This is a genomic window from Bradyrhizobium sp. SYSU BS000235, assembly GCF_049747295.1.
In the GTDB taxonomy this organism is placed as follows: Bacteria; Pseudomonadota; Alphaproteobacteria; order Rhizobiales; family Xanthobacteraceae; genus Afipia.
In genome coordinates, this window is record NZ_JBMHJM010000001.1 from 4,860,264 (window position 1) to 4,880,225 (window position 19,962).

The 19,962-nt window shown below is 61.4% G+C and carries 20 protein-coding genes and 1 pseudogene; 5 read left to right on the forward strand and 16 right to left on the reverse strand.

The window, feature by feature from the left end; genetic code table 11:
• Positions 1-26: 26 nt before the first annotated feature.
• Positions 27-1,019 (forward strand): Bug family tripartite tricarboxylate transporter substrate binding protein, encoded by a 993-nt coding sequence (locus tag ACP0KA_RS22890; protein WP_424631004.1) that lies wholly within the window; start codon positions 27-29, stop codon positions 1,017-1,019.
• A gap of 18 nt (positions 1,020-1,037) precedes the next feature.
• On the opposite strand, the gene ACP0KA_RS22895 is transcribed toward ACP0KA_RS22890, so the two are convergent.
• The 5 genes from ACP0KA_RS22895 to ACP0KA_RS22915 form a co-directional block, all read right to left on the reverse strand.
• Positions 1,038-1,463 carry an HIT family protein gene (locus ACP0KA_RS22895; RefSeq protein WP_424631005.1) on the reverse strand — a complete coding sequence of 142 codons (426 nt, stop codon included), beginning with the start codon at positions 1,461-1,463 and terminating at the stop codon, positions 1,038-1,040.
• An 83-nt stretch (positions 1,464-1,546) separates the two neighbouring features.
• Positions 1,547-2,638 carry an FUSC family protein gene (locus ACP0KA_RS22900; protein WP_424631006.1) on the reverse strand — a complete coding sequence of 364 codons (1,092 nt, stop codon included), beginning with the start codon at positions 2,636-2,638 and terminating at the stop codon, positions 1,547-1,549.
• Positions 2,639-2,763: 125 nt separating this feature from the next.
• Positions 2,764-3,981: a GNAT family N-acetyltransferase gene (locus ACP0KA_RS22905; protein ID WP_424631007.1), complete on the reverse strand. Its 1,218-nt coding sequence runs from the start codon at positions 3,979-3,981 to the stop codon at positions 2,764-2,766.
• 115 nt (positions 3,982-4,096) lie between these two features.
• Positions 4,097-4,852, reverse strand: a complete 756-nt coding sequence (locus ACP0KA_RS22910) for a glycerophosphodiester phosphodiesterase (protein WP_424631008.1) — start codon at positions 4,850-4,852, stop codon at positions 4,097-4,099.
• Between the two features lie 5 nt (positions 4,853-4,857).
• Positions 4,858-5,325: a RidA family protein gene (locus ACP0KA_RS22915; RefSeq protein WP_424631009.1), complete on the reverse strand. Its 468-nt coding sequence runs from the start codon at positions 5,323-5,325 to the stop codon at positions 4,858-4,860.
• A 425-nt stretch (positions 5,326-5,750) separates the two neighbouring features.
• On the opposite strand from ACP0KA_RS22915, the gene ACP0KA_RS22920 reads away from it, so the two are divergent.
• Positions 5,751-6,575 carry a cell envelope integrity EipB family protein gene (locus ACP0KA_RS22920; protein ID WP_424631695.1) on the forward strand — a complete coding sequence of 275 codons (825 nt, stop codon included), beginning with the start codon at positions 5,751-5,753 and terminating at the stop codon, positions 6,573-6,575.
• 28 nt (positions 6,576-6,603) lie between these two features.
• Here the strand turns inward: ACP0KA_RS22920 and ACP0KA_RS22925 are convergent, their stop codons facing one another.
• Both ACP0KA_RS22925 and ACP0KA_RS22930 read right to left on the reverse strand, forming a co-directional pair.
• Positions 6,604-7,818, reverse strand: a complete 1,215-nt coding sequence (locus tag ACP0KA_RS22925) for a DNA polymerase IV (RefSeq protein ID WP_424631696.1) — start codon at positions 7,816-7,818, stop codon at positions 6,604-6,606.
• A 77-nt stretch (positions 7,819-7,895) separates the two neighbouring features.
• Entirely contained in the window at positions 7,896-8,180 is a 285-nt protein-coding gene (locus ACP0KA_RS22930) for a DUF3572 domain-containing protein (protein WP_424631010.1), read from the reverse strand.
• Between the two features lie 124 nt (positions 8,181-8,304).
• On the opposite strand from ACP0KA_RS22930, the gene ACP0KA_RS22935 reads away from it, so the two are divergent.
• The 3 genes from ACP0KA_RS22935 (at position 8,305) to ACP0KA_RS22945 (ending at position 11,919) form a co-directional block, all read left to right on the forward strand.
• Positions 8,305-8,670, forward strand: coding sequence for a response regulator (locus ACP0KA_RS22935; RefSeq protein ID WP_424631011.1), 366 nt, complete (start codon positions 8,305-8,307; stop codon positions 8,668-8,670).
• Positions 8,671-8,680: 10 nt separating this feature from the next.
• The gene (locus ACP0KA_RS22940; RefSeq protein WP_424631012.1) at positions 8,681-10,054 is read left to right on the forward strand and encodes a PleD family two-component system response regulator; all 1,374 of its coding nucleotides are present in this window, start codon (positions 8,681-8,683) and stop codon (positions 10,052-10,054) included.
• Positions 10,055-10,185: 131 nt separating this feature from the next.
• Positions 10,186-11,919 carry an adenylate/guanylate cyclase domain-containing protein gene (locus ACP0KA_RS22945; protein ID WP_424631013.1) on the forward strand — a complete coding sequence of 578 codons (1,734 nt, stop codon included), beginning with the start codon at positions 10,186-10,188 and terminating at the stop codon, positions 11,917-11,919.
• A 3-nt stretch (positions 11,920-11,922) separates the two neighbouring features.
• Here ACP0KA_RS22945 and ACP0KA_RS22950 read toward each other — a convergent pair whose 3' ends face one another.
• From ACP0KA_RS22950 to ACP0KA_RS22990, 9 genes and pseudogenes are all read right to left on the reverse strand, one after another.
• Entirely contained in the window at positions 11,923-13,224 is a 1,302-nt protein-coding gene (locus tag ACP0KA_RS22950; protein WP_424631014.1) for an NAD(P)/FAD-dependent oxidoreductase, read from the reverse strand.
• A gap of 78 nt (positions 13,225-13,302) precedes the next feature.
• Positions 13,303-13,714 (reverse strand): annotated as a pseudogene (locus ACP0KA_RS22955) (cupin domain-containing protein).
• A gap of 10 nt (positions 13,715-13,724) precedes the next feature.
• Positions 13,725-14,945, reverse strand: a complete 1,221-nt coding sequence (locus ACP0KA_RS22960) for an NAD(P)/FAD-dependent oxidoreductase (RefSeq protein ID WP_424631015.1) — start codon at positions 14,943-14,945, stop codon at positions 13,725-13,727.
• Positions 14,946-15,056: 111 nt separating this feature from the next.
• Positions 15,057-15,620, reverse strand: a complete 564-nt coding sequence (locus ACP0KA_RS22965; protein ID WP_424631016.1) for an RrF2 family transcriptional regulator — start codon at positions 15,618-15,620, stop codon at positions 15,057-15,059.
• 193 nt (positions 15,621-15,813) lie between these two features.
• A complete protein-coding gene (gene rpmG / locus ACP0KA_RS22970) occupies positions 15,814-15,981 on the reverse strand; it encodes a 50S ribosomal protein L33 (protein WP_002712167.1) in 168 nt (55 codons plus the stop codon).
• A gap of 106 nt (positions 15,982-16,087) precedes the next feature.
• Positions 16,088-17,437, reverse strand: coding sequence for an LLM class flavin-dependent oxidoreductase (locus ACP0KA_RS22975; RefSeq protein ID WP_424631017.1), 1,350 nt, complete (start codon positions 17,435-17,437; stop codon positions 16,088-16,090).
• A 132-nt stretch (positions 17,438-17,569) separates the two neighbouring features.
• Positions 17,570-18,475, reverse strand: a complete 906-nt coding sequence (locus ACP0KA_RS22980; protein ID WP_424631018.1) for a cell envelope integrity protein TolA — start codon at positions 18,473-18,475, stop codon at positions 17,570-17,572.
• Between the two features lie 270 nt (positions 18,476-18,745).
• Entirely contained in the window at positions 18,746-19,483 is a 738-nt protein-coding gene (locus ACP0KA_RS22985) for an NUDIX hydrolase (protein WP_424631019.1), read from the reverse strand.
• Positions 19,480-19,956: a DUF983 domain-containing protein gene (locus ACP0KA_RS22990; RefSeq protein WP_424631020.1), complete on the reverse strand. Its 477-nt coding sequence runs from the start codon at positions 19,954-19,956 to the stop codon at positions 19,480-19,482. The genes ACP0KA_RS22985 and ACP0KA_RS22990 overlap by 4 nt, the downstream gene beginning before the upstream one ends.
• Positions 19,957-19,962: the final 6 nt, after the last annotated feature.

Below are 19,962 nucleotides of genomic sequence, written 5' to 3' on the forward strand. Positions count from 1 at the left end.
ACAAAATAAAAGTTCGGGAGAGACGCGTGCAAATATCATGGTGCCGGGCGGTTGCCCGGTGGTTCGTGCTGACTGCCCTGGCCGTTGTTGTCACGATCGACTATCCGTTGGCAGCTGATTATCCGACACGTCCGGTCAAACTTGTGGTGCCCTATGCCGCGGGTGGCCCGACCGACATTCTCGGGCGGGCGGTGGCGGAGTTTCTGTCCAAGGACCTGAAGCAATCCGTCGTCGTCGAGAATAAGCCCGGCGCGCAGGGTTCGATCGGGGCCGAGATGGTCGCCCATGCCGATGCGGATGGCTACACGCTGTTCGTGGCGTCCGGTTCGATCGTCATGATCAATCCGATCCTCTACAAGAAACTGCCTTACGACCCGATCAAGGACTTCCGGATGCTGTCATTGATCACGCAGGTGCCCGTGGTCATGGAAGTCAATCCCAAGATCCCGGTCAAGACCGTCGCCGAGTTCGTCGACTACGCAAAGAAGAACCCCGGCAAGATCAACTACGGATCGTCGGGCATCGGCAGCACGCTGCATCTGGCAGCCGAGATGTTTAAGCACGAGGCGGGCGTCGACATGACGCATGTGCCTTACAAGGGCGTCGCGCCCGCACTGACCGATCTGCTATCGGGCCAGCTCGACGTGATGTTTGATACCATCAGCACGTCGCTGCCTCATATCAAGGCCGGCGCGCTCCGCCCGCTGGGCGTCACCACCCCGGAGCGGTTCGCCGATCTGCCCGACGTGCCGACAATCGCCGAAAGCGGTTATCCCGGTTACCGCGTCATTGTCTGGTATGGAATTTCGGCGCCTGCGAAGCTGCCGGACGATATCGCCCAGACGCTGACTGCCAGCCTGAACCGCGCGCTGAATGATCAGGCATTCCGTGCCTCGCTGGAGAAGATCGGATATGTGGTCTACCGGCCTCAAGGTCCGGAAGCGATCACGAAATTCATCGACGATGATCGTGACCGCTGGGTGCGCATCATCAAGGCACAGAAGATCACGATCGACTGATAGGGAGATCGCTGGCGTCTACGTTGCCAGTGCCGCGATCAGCCGTGTGGCATGGTCTTCGAGCACCTTGACGTCTTCTTTGCGGGTCGCCGGCGGCAACAGCGCAACGCCGTCGACACGCGGCATGACGTGCATATGAAGATGGAAGACGACCTGGCCGCCGGCCGTTTCGCTGAACTGCTGCAGCGTGATGCCATCAGCTTGAAATGCCTTCTTACCGGCGATGGCGATCTTCTGCGCCACGCGCACCACATGCGCCAGATCGTCCGGCTTGATGTCGAGAATGTTGCGGGCCGGAGCTTTCGGGATCACCAGCGTATGGCCTGGCGACCGCGGCATGATGTCGAGGAAGGAAAGGGTGTGCTCGTCCTCATGGACCTTATGACAGGGCAATTCGCCACGCAGGATCTTCGCGAAAATGTTGTTGTTGTCATAGGTTGTCATCAGTCATCCTCATCTCCGAATGTCGCGACAATCGCCGCCCGTGGGATGCGGGTCAAGCCGTGGTGCGCGCATGACAGGGAGTGTCACAAAGGCGCTGCCTGTTCGGGCTTTCCGTCCGCAATCTCATTGATGCGGTCGGCGAGGTCGCCAAGGTCGCGGTGCAGGCGTTCCAGTGTGAAGGCCAGGCCGAACACGCGGCCGGCTGCATCGAAGTCGAGCGTCCGCGTGACGCCCGCCTGTCGCAATTTGTCGAACGCTTCGGTGAAAGCGATATAAATTGCCGAGACGTTCTCGCGCGACACGGCCGTGCTATCGTTCAGTCCCGTTGCACAATGGCCGATGAATGCGGCTTCGGCGCGAAGCAGGTTCGCTGCCGCAGGCGCGAGGTTTGAGAGGATCGCCTCGGGAAGCGGCTTGTTCAGCACACTGCCGACATGGACGAGGTCGTTCCGTATTCTCCACAGCGTACGTGGAATGGACGGTGGAATGGTGTGACTGGCAAGGCGCGACGCGCGCTCGCGTTCCGCATCTTTCATCGCCTGTTCTACCGACGTCAGTGCCTGTCGGAGGGCCGGATGTTCGTTCGAGGGCGGAAGCGCTTCGCCGCGCTCGATGGCATCGGCCTCGGATTGGAGCAGGTGCTGAATGCGCCTGAGCACTTCGACGGAGCGGGCGATCACCACGCCGTGCGAGCGGGCAGGGAAGATCAGGACCGTGGCCAGCACACCGATGACGCCGCCCAGTGCGATCTCAATGATCCGGTCGACGACAAAGGTGTGGACCGGAACTCCTGGCGGAGCGCTGAGCAGCATGATGGCGGCGGTCACAGGCGCGATCCGCAGTTGCGGGCGTACCGCTGCGCCCCAGACACCGACGCCTGTCACAATCACGAGCGCGATGCCGAGGTTGACCGCGTTACCGTCGCGCACGGCTGCCGCGATCCCGCCAAGGATCGCGCCGGCGAGTGTCCCGATCATGCGCTCGGTCGCAGCACCCAATGTCCCGCCGATCGAGCCCTGCATCACGATCAACACCGTGAAGATGGCCCAATAGCCCTGCTGCAGGTTGAGGAGCTTGTAAGCAACAAATGCGGCACCTGTCGCGACGATGACGCGAAAGGTCTGACGCAGCTCAGGCGCCCGTCGTGTCCAGAAGGTGTTCGGTTGCTCTGACATCGATCCGATGGTGTTGGTCTTTCGGCGGCCCGAAACAAAGAGGACGAGACGCGAGCTTAAGCGCGGGATGGCTCGCCGACAACGCGGTCTCTCTCAGCGCCTGACCAGGATGGAGGCGGCCTGCGTCACTCGTCTGTTTCGGTTTTCCGGAAGGGGCCGGCATCGGTGAGATCTTCGACCGCCTCCTGCACATAGGCCCGTTCGTGCTTGAGGTAGTCGCGGACGGCGCGGCGCAGGGCCGGGTCGGCGATGTAGTGGGCCGAGTAGGTGGTCTGCGGCAGGTAGCCGCGTGCGATCTTGTGTTCGCCCTGCGCGCCGGCCTCCACACGCGTCAGGCCGCGCTGGATGGCGAAGTCGATGGCCTGATAGTAGCAGACCTCGAAATGCAGGAACGGATGATGCTCGATGGCGCCCCAGTGGCGGCCGAACAGCGCGTCCGATCCGATGAAGTTGATCGCGCCCGCGATCCACCTGCCGTCGCGTTTCGCCATCACCAACAGCACATCGTCGGCCATGGTCTCGCCGATCTGCTGATAGAACGCACGCGTCAAATAGGGGCGGCCCCATTTGCGTGAGCCGGTCTCCATGTAAAATTCGAAGAAGGCGTCCCATGCGTCCGGCGTGATGTCACGCCCGATCAGGTGATGAATGGTGATGCCGTTCGCCACGGCATCGCGCCGTTCGCGGCGGATGGCCTTGCGGTGACGCGAGGCCATCGTGCCGAGAAAGTCGTCGAACGTCGCGTAGCCTTCATTGCGCCAGTGAAACTGTCGGTCGGTCCGCTGCAGGAAGCCGTGCTCACCGAGAAATTCCCACTCATCCTCAGGCGCGAATGTCATGTGAACCGATGACGCATTCACAGCATCGCAAAGGCCGACAAGTCCGCCGGCCAAAGCCTTGCGGACGCGCGCTTGATCGACTCCGTCGCGCACCAGCAGGCGTCGCCCCGTGGCGGGGGTGAAGGGAACACTGGCCTGCAGTTTCGGATAGTAGCTGCCGCCGGCGCGTTCATAGGCGTCCGCCCAGCCATGGTCGAAGACGTATTCGCCCTGGGAATGGTTCTTCAGGTAGCACGGAACAACGCCGACGGCCTTGCCGTCCATGCGTGCCACCAGATGGCGCGCGCCCCAGCCGGTACGGGCGACCGCTGAGCCTGACTTTTCGAGGGCGGAGAAAAAGGCGTGCGATATGAAAGGGTTATAGGCGTGATCTTGGGAGCATTGTTCAGCGTCGGGAACGGCCGAAACTTCGCGGGAAGGGTTGGCGCACGCGTCCCATTCGTCCGCTGTGATCTGGCCGATCGAGGAAACTGCTTCGAGGGTGATGTCGGAGGAATCCGTCAAGGGGCAGGGGTACCGTGGCCGTGAGAAACGCGATGACGATCAGCACTATAGATCGTCGCTTGCACGGCTGACTTCAAGTGCAAAGCAGTTTTAAGTGACCGCATTGCGCCGTGGCTTAGTCCGGTACGAATCCTTCAAAGATCATCTGATCGGCGTGTTGGGTCGCGCGGGTGCGTTGCTCCGGGGTTCGCACGGTCCATGTCAACAGCGCGCAGCCAAAGACGTTGCGTGCGATCCAGGGCGCGGGCGCAGGCAGATCGTTGACCCAGTACGCCACAAAATGCGGCCGGGTGCTGAGCGCGTGACGCAGGCCCATCATCCCGCGGATCTTCTCGGGAGGAAGCTGCTTCCACTCGCCATCTTCATAGTGGCGTTCGGCGACGATGCCGCGGGGGATAAAGGGCAGCAATTCGCGGATGGCCACAACCTGATCGGGATCGAAAGACATCGCGACGACCGGATTGCGGTAGGACTCCAGAACCTGCGCCATGCGGCCGACCAGCTTGCGGTCCCCGTTGAAGCGGCTCTTGACCTCCAGCACCAAAGGGACGCGTCCACCGACGCGTTCGCAGAGGTCGCTGAGCGTCATCATGCGTTCCGGTGTATGCTTGAACGCAACCTGCTTGAGTTCGTCCGCCGTGAGTGAGAGCAGTTCACCGCTGCCTTGCGTGAGGCGGCCGAGCTCATAGTCATGGTGCACCATCGCTTCGCCGTCTGCAGAAAGCTGCAGATCGACTTCGATGGCGAAATTGCCGGCGATCGCGGCATCGATCGCCGACGGCATATTCTCGATGATGCCTTGCGCGCGATCGTGCAGGCCGCGGTGGGCAACTGGCCTTGCGGTCAACCAGTCGGGCGCTCGTGAGGCCATCGGAATCAAGACACCTCGAAGATTGCTTCAACTTCCACTGCAGCGTCGGAAGGAAGGGCGGCAACGCCAACCGTGGTGCGGGCATGGCGGCCCTTGTCGCCGAAGACTTCGACCATCAGGTCAGATGCGCCGTTGAGCACCTTCGGTCCATCGAGGAAGTCGGGAGTGGCGTTGACGAAACCGCCGAGGCGCACCACGCGCACGACCTTATCGAGGTCGCCGAGAGCCATCTTGACCTGCGCCAGCAGGTTGATCGCACAGCCGCGAGCGGCGGCGACGCCTTGTTCCATCGTCACGCCGGCGCCCAGCTTGCCCTTGGCGATGAGCTTGCCTTCAGGACTGTTGCAAACCTGCCCGGAGACGAAGAGCAGATTCCCGGTGCGTACAAATCCGACATAGTTCGCTACCGGAGCGTTGGGCTGATGCAGTGTGATGCCCATCGTGCTCAGTTTCTGCTCGATCGTTCCCGCCATATTGACCTCAATGCTCTGAAATGTTGACCCGATCGAACTGTGTCGGTTTCGCGCCGATTGTGGATCGGGGGAACCATATTTCGCCCATCGTGCCGGCACATGCAAGCTAGTGTGGTGGTTCAGAAGTTCGCTCGATTTTCCCAGCGGGTCCTTCCAGCGAACTTCTGAACCTAAATCACACTAGAATCATAAAGTTGCTAGTGTCCTTTCGAATCCAAAGTTCGCTACGGAGCGTGCCGCACGATAGGGCGAACTTTGGATTCGGGACACTAGCTAGCCATTGAGGTTTTCAGGGCTGACAGGATTCTGGAGCCAGGTCCGCCCCGGTTGCGGCGCAATGTTGCGACTATTATTGTTTCGAATCTTATCTTTAAGGAGATGTCATGCGTCGCGCGCGCGGAATTTCAGCAATTGGTTTGCCGGTCATGGTGTCTGTCATAATGCTCGCGCCGGGGGCGGGGCGGAGCGTGGCACACGCGGCGCCCAACGTGTCCTTTCTGGCGCATCAGGCCGTGTACGACCTGAGCCTGAAAAGGACCCGCGGCAACGCCAACGTCAACAGTGCGCGCGGGCGGATCCTGTACAACTTCTCCGGTAGCGCGTGTGAAGGGTACACCACGGAATTCCGGCAGGTGTCGCAGCTCGATACAGGCGAAAACAAGACGACGCTGAGCGATTTGCATTCGATCAGCTGGGAGGACGGCGCGGGTAAGAAATATACCTTCAAGGTCGACACCCGCATGAATGAAGGCGATACCACTTCGGTGGATGGCGTCGCGGAGCGCAAAGGCAATACGGTCACGGTCAAGCTGAAGCAGCCGAAGGCGAAGACCTTCACCATTGAGGGAGCTGTATTCCCGACCGAGCAGGTGAAGCGGATCATCGAAGCCGCGCGTGAAGGCAAGTCGCTTCTCGAACTCGTCGTTTATGACGGGTCGGACGACGGCGAGAAGGTCTACAACACGCTCGCGGTGATCGGTCAGCCAATCCCCGGCGACAAGGCGCCCGCGGTGCCGGACGCCACGACCAACAACGACACCTTCAAGTCGCAGACGCGTTGGCCGGTCACGGTCAGCTATTACGACCGGGCGACGAAGCCCGCGTCTGGTGAGCAGACACCGGTCTATGCCATGTCATTCGAGCTTTATGAGGACGGCGTCTCCCGCGCGCTGACGCTGGACTACAACGACTTCGTCATTGCCGGTGCGATGGACAAGATCGACATCAGACAAACCAAGCCCTGCAAATAGGGCCAAGCCCTACACGAATGCTTGGGGATCACTCCGCCTTTGCGGGACCTTCGTAAGCAATGCCGCGGATAACAGCGGCATTGCCAAATTTCTTCCGTACACTGTCCATGGCGCGTTCGGCGTGCGCCGAGCGGCGATCGAGCAGATTCTGATCATCTGCTTCCGCTCCCGGCCGCAAGGCGCTGACGCCGGCGCCGATCAGGCGGAAGGCCGTGCCGTCGATCTCGCGGCTCAACATTTCGCGGGCCATGCCGAAGATACGATTGGCAAGCTGTGTCGGCACCTGAATCGATTGCGAACGGGTGCGCTGGCGGAAGTCGGCGGTCTTGAGCTTCAGCGTGATGGTCGTACCGGAGAGATCGCCGCCCTTGAGGCGGTCTGAGACTTTTTCGCAGAGCCGCCACAAGATTTTTTCCAGTGTCGCGAAATCCCGCACGTCGGTTTCCAGCGTGGTCTCGTTGGAGATCGTTTTTGCGCCACGGTCGGGCACGACCTTGCGTTCATCCATGCCGCGCGCAAGTCGCCATAGCCGCCGTCCCTCGGGACCGAACTGCTTCATCAGGTCGGTCTCTTCCGCACGTTGCAGATCCTTGATCAGGCGGAACCCGCGTTGCGACAATTTTTCCTGTGAGGCGGGGCCGACGCCATAGATGAAGCCGACAGGCTTGTCAGCCATCATTGCGGTCGCTTCCTCCGGATCGATGGCTGCGAAGCCGCGCGGCTTGTCGAGATCGGAGGCCATCTTGGCCAAGAACTTGTTCACTGACAGTCCGACCGAGATGGTGATGCCAATATCGCGTTCAATCTGGGTTGCGAAGCGTGCCAGCACCTTGGCCGGGATCATGCCGTGTAGAAGCTCGGTCCCGCTCAAGTCGAGGAACGCTTCGTCGATGGACAGCGGTTCGACCAGCGGCGTGAGCGCCAGCATCGCATGGCGGACTTCACGGCCGACGCGAACATACTTGGCCATATCGGGCCGCACGACGACGGCGTCGGGACAGAGGTCGAGCGCCTTGAACATCGGCATCGCCGAGCGCACCCCATAGGTGCGCGCGATGTAGCAGGCCGCGGAGACCACGCCGCGCTTGCCGCCGCCGATGATGACCGGCTTGTCGGCGATGTCCGGATTGTCGCGCTTCTCGACGGTGGCGTAGAAGGCGTCACAATCGATATGGGCGAGGCTCAGCGCGCGCAGTGTGCGGTGTCGGACAAGACGGGGTGAGCCGCAGGCATGGCAACGCATGGATCGTGCCGTGGCGTCGGTAAGACAGTCACGGCAGAACGCTTGCGGAGCGTCTGCGGGCCGGTCGGTCAAGCGCGTTACTCCCAGCGCGGGTCCAGCACCTCGCGTGCGTTTGCGATGGCCTCAGGGGTTAGCTGGGAGACCCCCGCAAACGCCTGCACCGTGGCGTCGTCACGCATGATGAAATCGAGAATGCCTGCCAGGAACTTCGGGTCAGAGGCCGAGGCCCGCAGGGTCTGTGGGCCGATCCCGGTCTCGGTCAGGAACATTCCCAGTCGCTCAGGATCCGACGCGAGGAAGGAGAGGGCCTGAATCGCAACGATTTCAGCCACTTCCTGCGGGTTTGGTGAGCCCTTTTTCATCGAGAGTGTTTGCCTTTCCGTAACTTCTGGTCTCTATTTTAAGCCATCATGCCCGAGTCATCACGGCGTGGCGAATTCTATTGGATTTTTACTCGTACGGGCATTTTGGGGACGGGAGGGCAGGATGGCGAAAACCGTCCTGATCGTGGAGGACAACGAGCTCAATATGAAGCTCTTTCGCGATCTGTTGGAGGCCCATGGATATGCGACGGTCGGCACACGCAACGGAGTTGAAGCGGTGGGCCTTGCGCGCGCGCATCGTCCTGATCTGATCCTGATGGATATCCAGCTTCCCGAAATTTCTGGCCTCGACGTCACACGCTCGATCAAGGCAGATGCTGAACTGCGCGCCATTCCAGTGGTCGCGGTGACGGCGTTTGCGATGAAGGGCGACGAAGAACGTATCCGCGAAGGCGGGTGCGAGGCCTATCTGTCCAAGCCGATTTCGGTCGGCAAGTTCATCGAGACCGTTCGGCGGTTCATCGGTTGAGGGAAGTGCTATGTCTGCGCGTGTTCTGGTCGTCGACGACGTTCTTGCCAACGTCAAGTTGTTAGAGGCTCGTCTGTCGGCCGAGTATTTCGATGTGGTGACTGCAAACTGCGGGACGCAGGCGCTCGAGATTTGCGAACGTGCGGAATGCGACATCGTGCTGCTCGACGTCATGATGCCGGATATCGACGGCTTCGAGGTCTGCCGGCGGCTGAAGTCGAACCCGAAGACGCATTTCATTCCGGTGGTGATGGTCACCGCGCTCGACAGCCCGTCGGATCGCGTCCGCGGGCTGGATGCAGGGGCGGACGATTTCCTGACCAAGCCGGTGTCCGATGTGGTCATGATCGCCCGGGTGCGCTCGCTGACGCGCCTGAAGATGATGACCGACGAACTGCGGATGCGCGCGATCACGTCGCACGAAATCGGCGTTCAGGCGCCCGAACGGGAAGCAATTTCCGATACCGGCACCGGCGGTCGCATTCTTCTGGTCGATGACCGGCCGTCGTCCTACGAGCGGTTGGCGCCGGTTTTGGCGACCGAGCACAGCGTCGATGTCGAGCCCAACCCTGCGGAAGCGCTGTTTCACGCGGCTGAAGGCAACTACGATCTCCTGATCGTGTCGCTAGGCCTTGAGAACTTCGACGGCCTGCGGCTCTGCAGCCAGGCGCGTTCGCTGGAGCGGACCCGCAGCGTGCCCATTCTGGCGATTGCCGATGCCGACAATAATTCGCGACTGCTGCGCGGTCTTGAAATCGGCGTGAACGACTACTTGCTGCGCCCGGTGGACAAGAACGAGTTGCTTGCCCGCGCCCGCACGCAGATCCGCAGACGCCGCTATACCGATCATCTGCGCGACAATGTGCAGAATTCCATCGAGATGGCGATCACCGATGGTCTCACGGGGCTGCACAACCGCCGTTACATGGAAACCCATCTTGCCACGCTCGCGGACCAGGCGGCCACGCGCGCGAAGCCGCTGGCGCTGATGATGCTGGACATCGACTACTTCAAGTCGATCAACGACCGGCATGGCCACGATGCCGGCGACGACGTGTTGCGGGAATTCGCGGTTCGCATTCGCAAGTCGATCCGGGGCATTGATCTCGCCTGCCGTTATGGTGGCGAAGAATTCGTCATTGTCATGCCCGAGACAGATTTGCACGTGGCCGGCATGGTGGCCGAACGGCTGCGCCGTTCCATCGCCGGCGAACCGTTTTCCATTGAGAAGGGCACGAAGCGCCTTGATGTGACGATCTCCATCGGCATTGCCACGCTCGAGGTCAAGGGCGAGGCGATCAGCGATGTGCTGAAGCGCGCCGACCAGGCGCTCTATCGGGCCAAGAACGATGGCCGTAACCGCGTGGTTGCGGCTGCGGCGTAAGTCAGCTTTGATTTGACGATTGGTTGGTCGCGTATCTGGATACGGATATGCGGCAAGCTGGAATACTGTAGTTTTTCGATACCAAGACCATTTCGGCCACGGGCGTTTTAAGACGTCAAAGGCACTGACCAATGATCCGTCAGTCGATCAAAAGGCAAATCGTCGGCATCGCGGTGGGATTGATCATCCTGATGGCGATCACATCAGTCTTGTCGATGGTGATGTCGGCGAGGGTGGCGCATTACCTTGACGAGCTGACCTCACAATACGTTCAGGCCTACGGGAATCTCGCACGGATGAACGTCCGTTCGCTGGAGCAGGCGCTGGCGCTGCGTCAGATGATCATCGCCAAGATGCAGTCGCCGCCCGATGAGGCTACGTTTGCCGATCGCAAGAAGGTCTACGACGCCAAGAGCATTGAAGTCGGGCGCGAGGCGAGCGAAGCGCGGTCGCGGATCAACGCGATCATTGCCGATCAGTCCACGACCTCGGACAACGCCACGCTGGCACGGCTGGACGCCCGCATCGAGTCCGCGAGCACGGATCTCCGTCGCTATCTCGAACAGGAGTATGACCGCTTCTTCCAACTTCTCGATCGCCGCGATCCTGAAGAACTGAAGCGGTCGCTTGCTCGGATCGATGGACTTCGCGACGATTTTACTGCGAAGGTCGAAGCGATCCGCGCCGACATGCTGACGCAGGTTCGCGAGGACTCCGTCATCACCATGGGCCATCAGCGGCAGGCGATCATCATCTCCGCGATCATGACCGCGCTGGCGGCCATTTTGGGCTTGGTGGTGTCCATTCTCGTCAGCACCGGTATCACACGGCCGGTACGGCGGTTGCTCGACGGCACGCGGGCGGTGGAGGCGGGGCAGCTCGAGGGAACAATCGATGTCACGACGCGGGACGAAATCGGCGAATTGACCGGCGCATTCAACCGCATGGTCGAGCAGTTGCGTCACAATGAACGCATTCGCGAGACCTTCGGCAAGTACATCGATCCGCAGGTGGTCAAGGGCCTGATCGATCGTCCGGCGCTGACGGCTTCCGAGGGGCAGCGGCGGGTGATGACCGTGCTGTTCTGCGACATGAAAGGCTTCACGAGCCTGAGCGAGGGCATGACACCGCAGGGGCTCGTCAAGGTGATGAACCATTACCTTTCGACGGTCACCGCGCCGATCCGGAGCCATCGCGGCATCATCGACAAATACATCGGCGACGCCGTCATGGCCTATTGGGGGCCTCCGTTCACCGAGGAAAACGAACAGGCGCAGCTCGCGTGCCTCGCCGCGCTCGACATGATCGATCAGATCGGCGTCTTGCGGAAGGAAATCCCCGAACTGCTCGGCGTTCGTCAGGTGTCCAATCAATGCGATCTGCGCATCGGCGTCGCAACCGGCGAGGTGGTTGTCGGAAGCATCGGTTCCGAATTCATGATGAGCTACACCGTGATGGGCGACACGGTGAACTTGGCCTCCCGTCTCGAAGCCGCCAACAAGATTTACGGCAGTCGTTCGCTGGTGTCGAAGGCAACTGTCTCGGCGGCCGGTGATACGATCGAGATGCGTGAGATCGATTTGCTGGTGCTGGTGGGCCAGACCATTCCGCAACTGGTGTTCGAAATCATGGGGCGCAAAGGCGCACTCACGCCGGAACAGCTTCAACTCCGAACGCACTACGCACAAGGGCTCACCGCCTATCGCGCCCGGCAATGGGACGAAGCGGCTCAGGCCTTCAATGCCGCGCTGGAAGCTGTTCCGGGCGACGGACCATCGATGGCGCTCGCGGCGCGCGTTGCCAGCTTCCAGGCCAACCCGCCGGCCCACGACTGGAACGGCGCCTGGCAGCTCGATCATAAATAGTCATCAACCAGGCTTCTTCGGCTCCATGGCACCGCGGCCCTGCGTGATGAGCCGCGCGCTACGCTGATCGCGCGTGTAGATCCACAGCCAGCTGATGGCGACGCTGAGCCGGTTGCGCACACCAATCAGGAAGTAGATGTGCGCGATGCCCCATATCCACCAGGCGATCGAACCGCGCAGCTTGATCCAGCCGAAATCGATCACCGCGCGCCGCTTGCCGATCTGGGCGAGGCTGCCATCGTGTTTGTACTGGAAGGGGCCGGGCGCCTTGTCTCCGCTCAGACGTGCCTTGATGACCTGCGCCACGTAGCGGCCCTGCTGCTTGGCGGCCGGCGCGATGCCGGGCACCGGTTTGCCCTCTGGGTCATTGACGCTCACCGTATCGCCGATGGCGAAGATCTCCGGATGTCCGGGCACCGTGAGATCGGGTGTGACGATCACACGTCCGGCGCGGTCGAGCGGCACGCCGAGCCATTCCGCGGCAGGTGACGCTCTCACGCCGGCCGCCCAGATGATGGTTCGGGAGGCGAGCTGTTTGCCCCCGCAGATCACGCCGTCGGCCGAGCAATCGGAGACAGCCTGGTTCAGCACGACTTCGACGCCGAGCTCTTCGAGCGAGCGCTGCGCATAGGCCGACAGGTCTTCGGCAAAGCCAGCCAGCACGCGCGGTCCTGCTTCGATCAGAACAACGCGCGCTGTTCGTGTATCGATGTTGCGGAAGTCGGGCGGCAGCGTCACATGCGCCATCTCCGCGATCGTGCCCGCAAGTTCGACACCGGTGGGACCGGCACCGACGATGACGAATGTCAGGTACGCCGCGCGGCGCTGCGGATCGCTTTCACGCTCCGCACGCTCGAACGCATAAAGGATACGGCGGCGGATGGTTGTCGCGTCTTCAAGGGTCTTGAGGCCCGGCGCGAACGGCTCCCATTCGTCGTGGCCGAAATAGGCATGCCGCACGCCGGTGGCGAGCACCAGCGTGTCGTATGGCAGGGTACTGCCATCCTCGAGCGCCACATGACGCGCCTCGGTATTCACGCCTGTCACGGTCGCCAGCAGCGTCGTGACCTCCTTCCGGCTGCTCAGCAGGTGCCGGATCGGCCATGCGATCTCCGACGTCGCGAGCGAGGCTGTCGCGACCTGATAGAGCAGGGGCTGAAAGAGGTGATGATTGCGCCGGTCGATCAAAGTGATGTCGGCGGACGCGCCGGCGAGGCGGTAGACCGTCTCCAGGCCGCCAAAGCCAGCACCGACGACCACGATCCGGTGACGTGGCGTGGTGACTTTTCCGGAATTCGAAACCATTCAGAACTCCTCTTGTAAGCGGTCCCAGCGTCGCCGTCGGAACAGCTATCGCGGGACCGCATGATCAGCATCGATCCATCATTTGTCGATGGTCGTCAGTTCCTTATCGTTTGTGTCCACCACAAAAATAGCCAGCAGTTTTGCCGGTTCGGTGGCGCTGGCGTTCTCGCTGACGGTGTGGCGTGCGCCGGGTTTCTCGGACCAGCTTTCGCCCGCGTGGAACACCTGGACCGGGCCATCGTCCACTTGGCTGCGGATCGCGCCGGAGAGGACGTAAGCTGTCACACGCCGAGCGCGCATGGTGATGCGAGGGTGTCTTGCCGCCGGGCGCATAGTCGACCGTCACGGCAATCAGGCTTTTGCCGGGGATGTTGCTGATCTGTTGGTTGAATGCCGGCTTGACGCTGTCCGCGGCCAGCGCCGCGCTTCCGCTTAGGGCCGCAACAACCAGTGCTGCCGCCGTAGTTTGAGTAAAGCTTCGCATCTTCATAGCTTGTCTCCTAGCTTCTGGGTTGAACAATAGTTTGCAGCGGATCCGCGGCCGCAAGCGCCTCGGCGCGATTGGCGCGGGGTGGGTAAATTCGCTCCGTATTGATCCAGCGTTTCCGCTGCTTGGCTTCAGCGCCTGTGAGCTTGACCGCGCGATCCCACCCTTCGGTGTAGACCGCGCCCCATGGACCGAGATCGAGACAGGTCACGTATCGTGTCTGGGTGTAGGGGATGGCGCCGAGGCCGAGCAGGTCCGAGGCGACGTTGTTGCCGGCATAGCGGCCGAGGTTCATCGCATGCTGGCACGACATCAACGCGTGGTTGCCGTCATCGTCGGTGGCGGCATACGCGACATCGCCGGTGGCGAAGACGTTATCAAGGCCAATCACGCGCAGACTGCGATCGACGTGCAGCCGGCCCAAGCGGTCACGCTTGGCCGGAATCTGCTCGGTGAGGGCGCTGGCGCGCGCACCGGCTGTCCAGATCACCGTCTTGCTGTCGATCCGTTCGCCATTGGATATCTGGACGCCGTCGGCATCGATGGCCGTCACGGCTGTTTCGACGCGCCATGATACGCCCAAGTCTTGCAGTGCTTGCGTGATAACGGGTCGCGGGCCCGACCCCAGATCGGGACCGATATGCGCGGCCTGCTCGATGATAGTGACATTGATGTCGGCGCGATGACCGAGTGCCGCACGCAGGCGCGCGGGCATCTCTGCTGCCGTCTCGATGCCGGTGAAACCGCCGCCCCCGATCACGACGGTGTTGCGTCCCGGCGTATCGGGGAGGCTCGCAAGATTGTTGAGATGCGCTTCGAGCCTTACGGCCTCAGTCAGCTGATCGACATTGAAGCTGTGCTCGCGCAAGCCGGGAATGTCCGGCGTGAACAAGCGGCTTCCCGCGGCCAGCACGAGGCGGTCGTAGTGCATGGTCGAAGTGTGCCCATCATGGTCAAGCACATCGACTTCATTGTCTGCGGTGCGGATACGCGTGACGCGGCCATGAACGAAGCGAACGCCGGCTTCATCGAACATCTCGCCGAGCGGAGCCTTCATGCCGGCCGGGCCACTCTCATAGAACCGGGGGCGAAGATGCAGGACGGGCTCCGGGGCAATCAACGCGATCTCGATCAGACCATCTGCTTTGTTTTCATTGTCGAGCACGCGGGCCGCCGCGAGTGCGCTCCACATTCCAGCGAAGCCGGCTCCTATGATGAGTATGCGCTGTTTCATGGTCGTTTCTCTTTTTCTTTCGCACGCAGTCCTTCGTTCCGCGCATGCAGGCATGACGGGGCGTTCCGGCATTAAAGCCGGCATGAGGTGTTCAAGGTTCTTGACGGCCGCTTAGGGCGTTTCGCGTTTCCGCGTTTCTCGCGGTGGGCCGGTCGAATGCCCGCGTGCATCGGCGCGCGCGCTCATCCGCCCGGAAAACCAGTTCTGTACGGTCGCCGGAAAGTCCGGCGGCATCTTGCTTTCAACAGTTGCGGCAAGGAAAGCGAGGGTGGTGCGCGCAAGCTCGTCGCGCATGCTCTGTTCGGCGCGCAGCATGACCGCATGAATGGCGCAGATGCCGCCTGTCGTGGCAGCCGGTCGCTTGCCGCCATACAGCGTGCACAGGCCGCGGACTTCCTTGCAGTCGAACAGGGGCTTCTTCCCCTCGATGGCGTCCACCACGTCCAGCACCGTGATGTCGCTCGCCGGGCGCCCCAAGCGGTAGCCGCCACGAACGCCTTCCGACGCCGCGACGATGCCAGCCTTCTCCAGCCGGGGGAAAATCTTTGCAATGAAGGACGGGGAGACGCCCTGCAGCTCCGCGAGGTCGCGGCTGCTGGCCGGCCCGGCCATGGGGTCTACGAGCCAGAGCAGGCAGTGGAGACCGTATTCGACGCTGCTTCCCAGATGTGCCATCGCGAGCCTCGTTCCTAACTCAGACTATATTGGTCCGAGTTCTGGAATGCAATCCCGCCGGGAAGCGGAACCTCAAGCACATACGCGTGAGCTCTGCTGGCTCGCTTGGAAATTGCAGGGCCGTAGGGGCAGTCCTAAAACAAAACGGAGCCCAAAGGGCCCCGTTGCGACGTCATTCAACGTATTGAATTCGTTACTTGATCTTCGCTTCGCGGAACTCGACGTGCTTCTTCGCGACCGGATCGTACTTCTTCTTGACGAGCTTGTCGGTCATCGTGCGCGAGTTCTTCTTGGCGACGTAGTAGAAGCCAGTGTCAGCGCTGGAAACGAGCTTGACCTTGATGGTGACCGCTTTGGCCATGTTCAGAACCTCAAATGTCTGGAATCACGAGCAGGCCCAACAGGTCGAGCCGCATTTGGCGCGCAACCTACCGCCGAACGCCCCAAAGTCAAGGTTTCGGGGGTAATTATTCGGCTGCGTCAGTGCTTTCCTGTTCCTCAAAGAAACGGTTCACGGGGCGGGGCAAGCCAAGATTTTCGCGCAGGGTTCGGCCTTCATATTCCGTGCGGAAGATGCCGCGCCGCTGAAGCTCGGGAATGACGCGGTCGACGAAGTCATCCAGTCCCTGCGGCAGGAAGGGGAACATGATGTTGAAGCCGTCACAGCCGTCGGTCATCAGCCATTCCTCCATCTGATCAGCGATGGTGGAGGGCGTGCCCACGAATGACAGGCCGCCATAGCCGCCCACCCGCTGAGCAAGCTGGCGGACCGTCAGGTTGTTTTTCGCGGCGGCTTCGACCATCCGCTGCCGGCCGCTCTGGCTGGCATTGGTCTCCGGAATTTCGGGCAGCGGGCCGTCGGGATCAAATTTGGAGGCATCCGTGCCAAGAATCACGGAGAGCGATGCGACGCTGCTGTCGTAATGAACAAGGCTGTCGAGGTGCGCGCGCTTGGCCTTCGCCTCATCCATGGTGTCTCCGACCACAACAAAGGCGCCGGGCAGGATTTTCAGGTGATCGCGGTTGCGGCCAAGTTTGTCCATGCGGCCCTTGATGTCGGCATAGAGCTTCTGTCCATCGGCCAGGCTGCCGCCGCTGGTAAACACAGCTTCCGCGGTTTCGGCGGCGAGCTGCTTGCCGGCCTCCGATGCACCGGCCTGCACGATCACCGGCCAGCCCTGAACAGGCCGGGCGATGTTGAGCGGCCCGCGCACCGACAGGTATTTTCCCTTGTGATTGAGGATGTGCATCTTCGCGGGATCGAAGTAGAGGCCGCTCCCCACGTCGCGAACGAAGGCATCGTCCGCAAACGAATCCCACAGGCCCGTCACCACGTCGAAGAATTCCCTCGCACGAAGGTAGCGCTCGTCATGCTCCATGTGGTCGTCGAGACCGAAATTCAGTGCCGCGTCGGGATTGGATGTGGTGACGATGTTCCAGCCTGCGCGGCCGCCGCTGATATGATCGAGCGACGCAAAACGGCGTGCCACGTGATAGGGCTCGTCAAACGTGGTCGAACCCGTGGCGATCAGGCCGATATGTTCGGTTGCGCCCGCCAGAGCAGACAACAGCGTGAACGGCTCAAACGAAGTGACGGTGTGGCTGCGCTTGAGCGCGTTGATCGGCATGTTCAGCACGGCAAGATGATCTGCCATGAAGAAGGCGTCGAACTTGCCGTACTCGAGTTTCTGAATAAAGCGCTTGAGATGCGCGAAGTTGAAGTTTGCGTCGGGATATGAACCGGGATAGCGCCACGCGCCTGTGTGAATGCTGACCGGGCGCATGAATGCGCCGAGGCGCAACTGCCGTGAGCTCATCGCGATAGTCCTTGAGATGACTTCGAAGTGGTATGCACCAGTAATTTAGGTGCAGCATCGCATGCAACGCTACGGAAGAATTTTGTCTTTTGTTTCGCTGACGGGGAGAATTCTTCCAGCCAAAACGCGGCATCAGCCGCCGAAATCCCGCGGTGTGTAGGTGAGGTCGACGCTGCGCCATTCGTTGTACTTGTCTGCCGGCAGCATCGTATAGGGCTGACAGGACTGCAGGCCGCTGATCGCGCCCTGCAGCAGGGCCAGAACCTTCGGGCTCGGTCTGGGGCCCTTGATCAGCATTGGATCATTCGCGAGACGTCCGTCGGGCGTGAAGGTCACGCGCAACACGATCTGGATGTCATCAGTCCGAGAAACATCCTTCGGCAGCGGCGTGCACGTCTTCAGGTGCGCCCGGAGCGCCGCAATCATGTTGGTGGAGACATCGGCGGCCTGGGTCGCCTGAGCGTCGAAATCGCCTGTGCCGGCGCCCGGCATGGTGAACATCATGCCGAACTTTTCGGTGATGTCAGGCTCGGCGCGCGGCACGGCTTGCGGTGATGGCGGCACGGCCTGTGGCGGCGGCGGGGTGGCCGCAGCCTGCGGAGGCGGAGGTGTTGCCGGCGTAGCCTGAGGGGCAGGCGCGGGCGGTGGAGACGCCGGTGGCGGGGCTGACGCTTCCTGCTTTGGCGGGTCCGCAGGCTTGGCCTTTTCCTTTGGAGGCTTTTCTTCGGAACGCTTTTGTTCTGGGGCCTTTTCCTCAGGAGGCTTGGCCTCCGGCGGCTTTTCCTCAGGAGACTTGGCTTTATCGGAGATTTCGGGAAGCGTTAGCGGCTCCGGAGGCTTCGGTGCCTCCTGCGCGGGCTCCTGCTTCTTCGGCTGAGGAATCTCGTCCGGTGTCACGATATCGACGGCGATCGCCTCTACAGGGTGCGGTTCGAACGGATGCGCGCCCGCAAAGAAGATCACCCAGACGAGAAGCAGCACATGACCGGTCACCGAGACCGCGATGCCTGCGCGTGTGAGCAATTCTGACGACAACATTTCCGGTCAACGCTTCTCGTACCGCCTTTGCCTGCTAGTGTCCCGAATCCGAAGTTCGCCTCGCCATGCAGCGCGCTCTATCGCGAACTTCGGATTCGAAAGGACACTAGCAAGTCTAAAATTCTAGTGTGGTGGTTCAGAAGTTCGCCGGAAGGACTCGCAGGGGAAATCGGGCGAACTTCTGAACCACCACACTAGCAACATAACCTGCTGGCAGGGCGATGTGGTTGACCTTTTTCACAACCCCCGGGGATTTGGCTGGGAAAGGGGTCAGATCGTGTCCCGTTGCATCTTGCCGCCGTAGAAGTGGAAAAACGGCACTTCGACATTATGCGACAAGGGGCCGGTGGCGAGGCGCTGCTCCAGCTCACGCAGCACCATTTTCGTCATCATGTGCGCATCAGCGAGCGGCTGAGAGCCCAGTTCGACCCAAACCAGTTCGACGAGCTCAGCGTCCGCGTGAACCACACCTTCAACCTGATGGGCAATAGACGATGCATCCGCCGTGAAGAAGCGGGTGTCGAACCTGCGCACGCGGCCGGGCGGCGTGATCGCGCGCGCGATCAGGAAGAGACCGGACGGATCGGGCAGCAATCCGGCTTCCGCGAACGGCTTCCATTCGCCCGTCAGCTTTGCAGCCGCGCCATTCATGCGCGCGACCTTCTTGCCCAGACAAAGACCGGTTTCTTCGCAAGCCTCACGGATGGCCGCAATCGTCAGCGCGCGGGCGCGGGCCGGCGCGATCTTCGGGCTTCCGCTGATCAGCTTCTTTTCCAGCGCCTTTGGAATTTCCGCGGCGACAGGAATCTTGTTGTCGGTCGCATCGACGCGGCCGCCTGGAAACACGAACTTGCCCGGCATGAAGACAACCTTGTCATGCCGTTTGCCGACGAGCACTTTGGGTACGCTGCCGCTGCGATCGACCAGGATCAGTGTGGCGGCATCCTTGGGGCGGCGATAAGGATGACTGTCGTCTTCCTTTTCTTCTTTTTCTGGGGTGGTGTTCATTTCAGCGAGTTCACATTCAACTTGGCCAGGGTGCCTTCTTCTTCGTCTTCAGGACGCGTTTCATCGAAGCCGTGCATGCGGAATGCCCACTGCAGCGCGACGACAGCACCTTTCACGGGTTGCAGCAACAGCAGCGACGAGATCAGTGTCACAGGCAGGTAGAATGCCAGTTGCAAAGCGACAGGTGGCGAATAATTGGTCTCAATCCACAGCGCGATCGGCACCACGATGTGGCCGACAATGACGATCACGAGATAGGCGGGGAGATCGTCGGCACGATGGCCGCTGAAATCCTGGCCGCAGACGGAGCAATTGTCGGCGACCTTTAGGAATGCACGGAAGATCTTACCTTCACCGCAGTTCGGACAACGGCAGCGAAGTCCGCGCGCCATCGCCTGCCAGACGTCGCGTTTCGGCGGCGTGGCAGCGTCTCGCGTCCATGTGGCTGCGGGCAGTGTCGTCCGGCTTTCCATCATCGC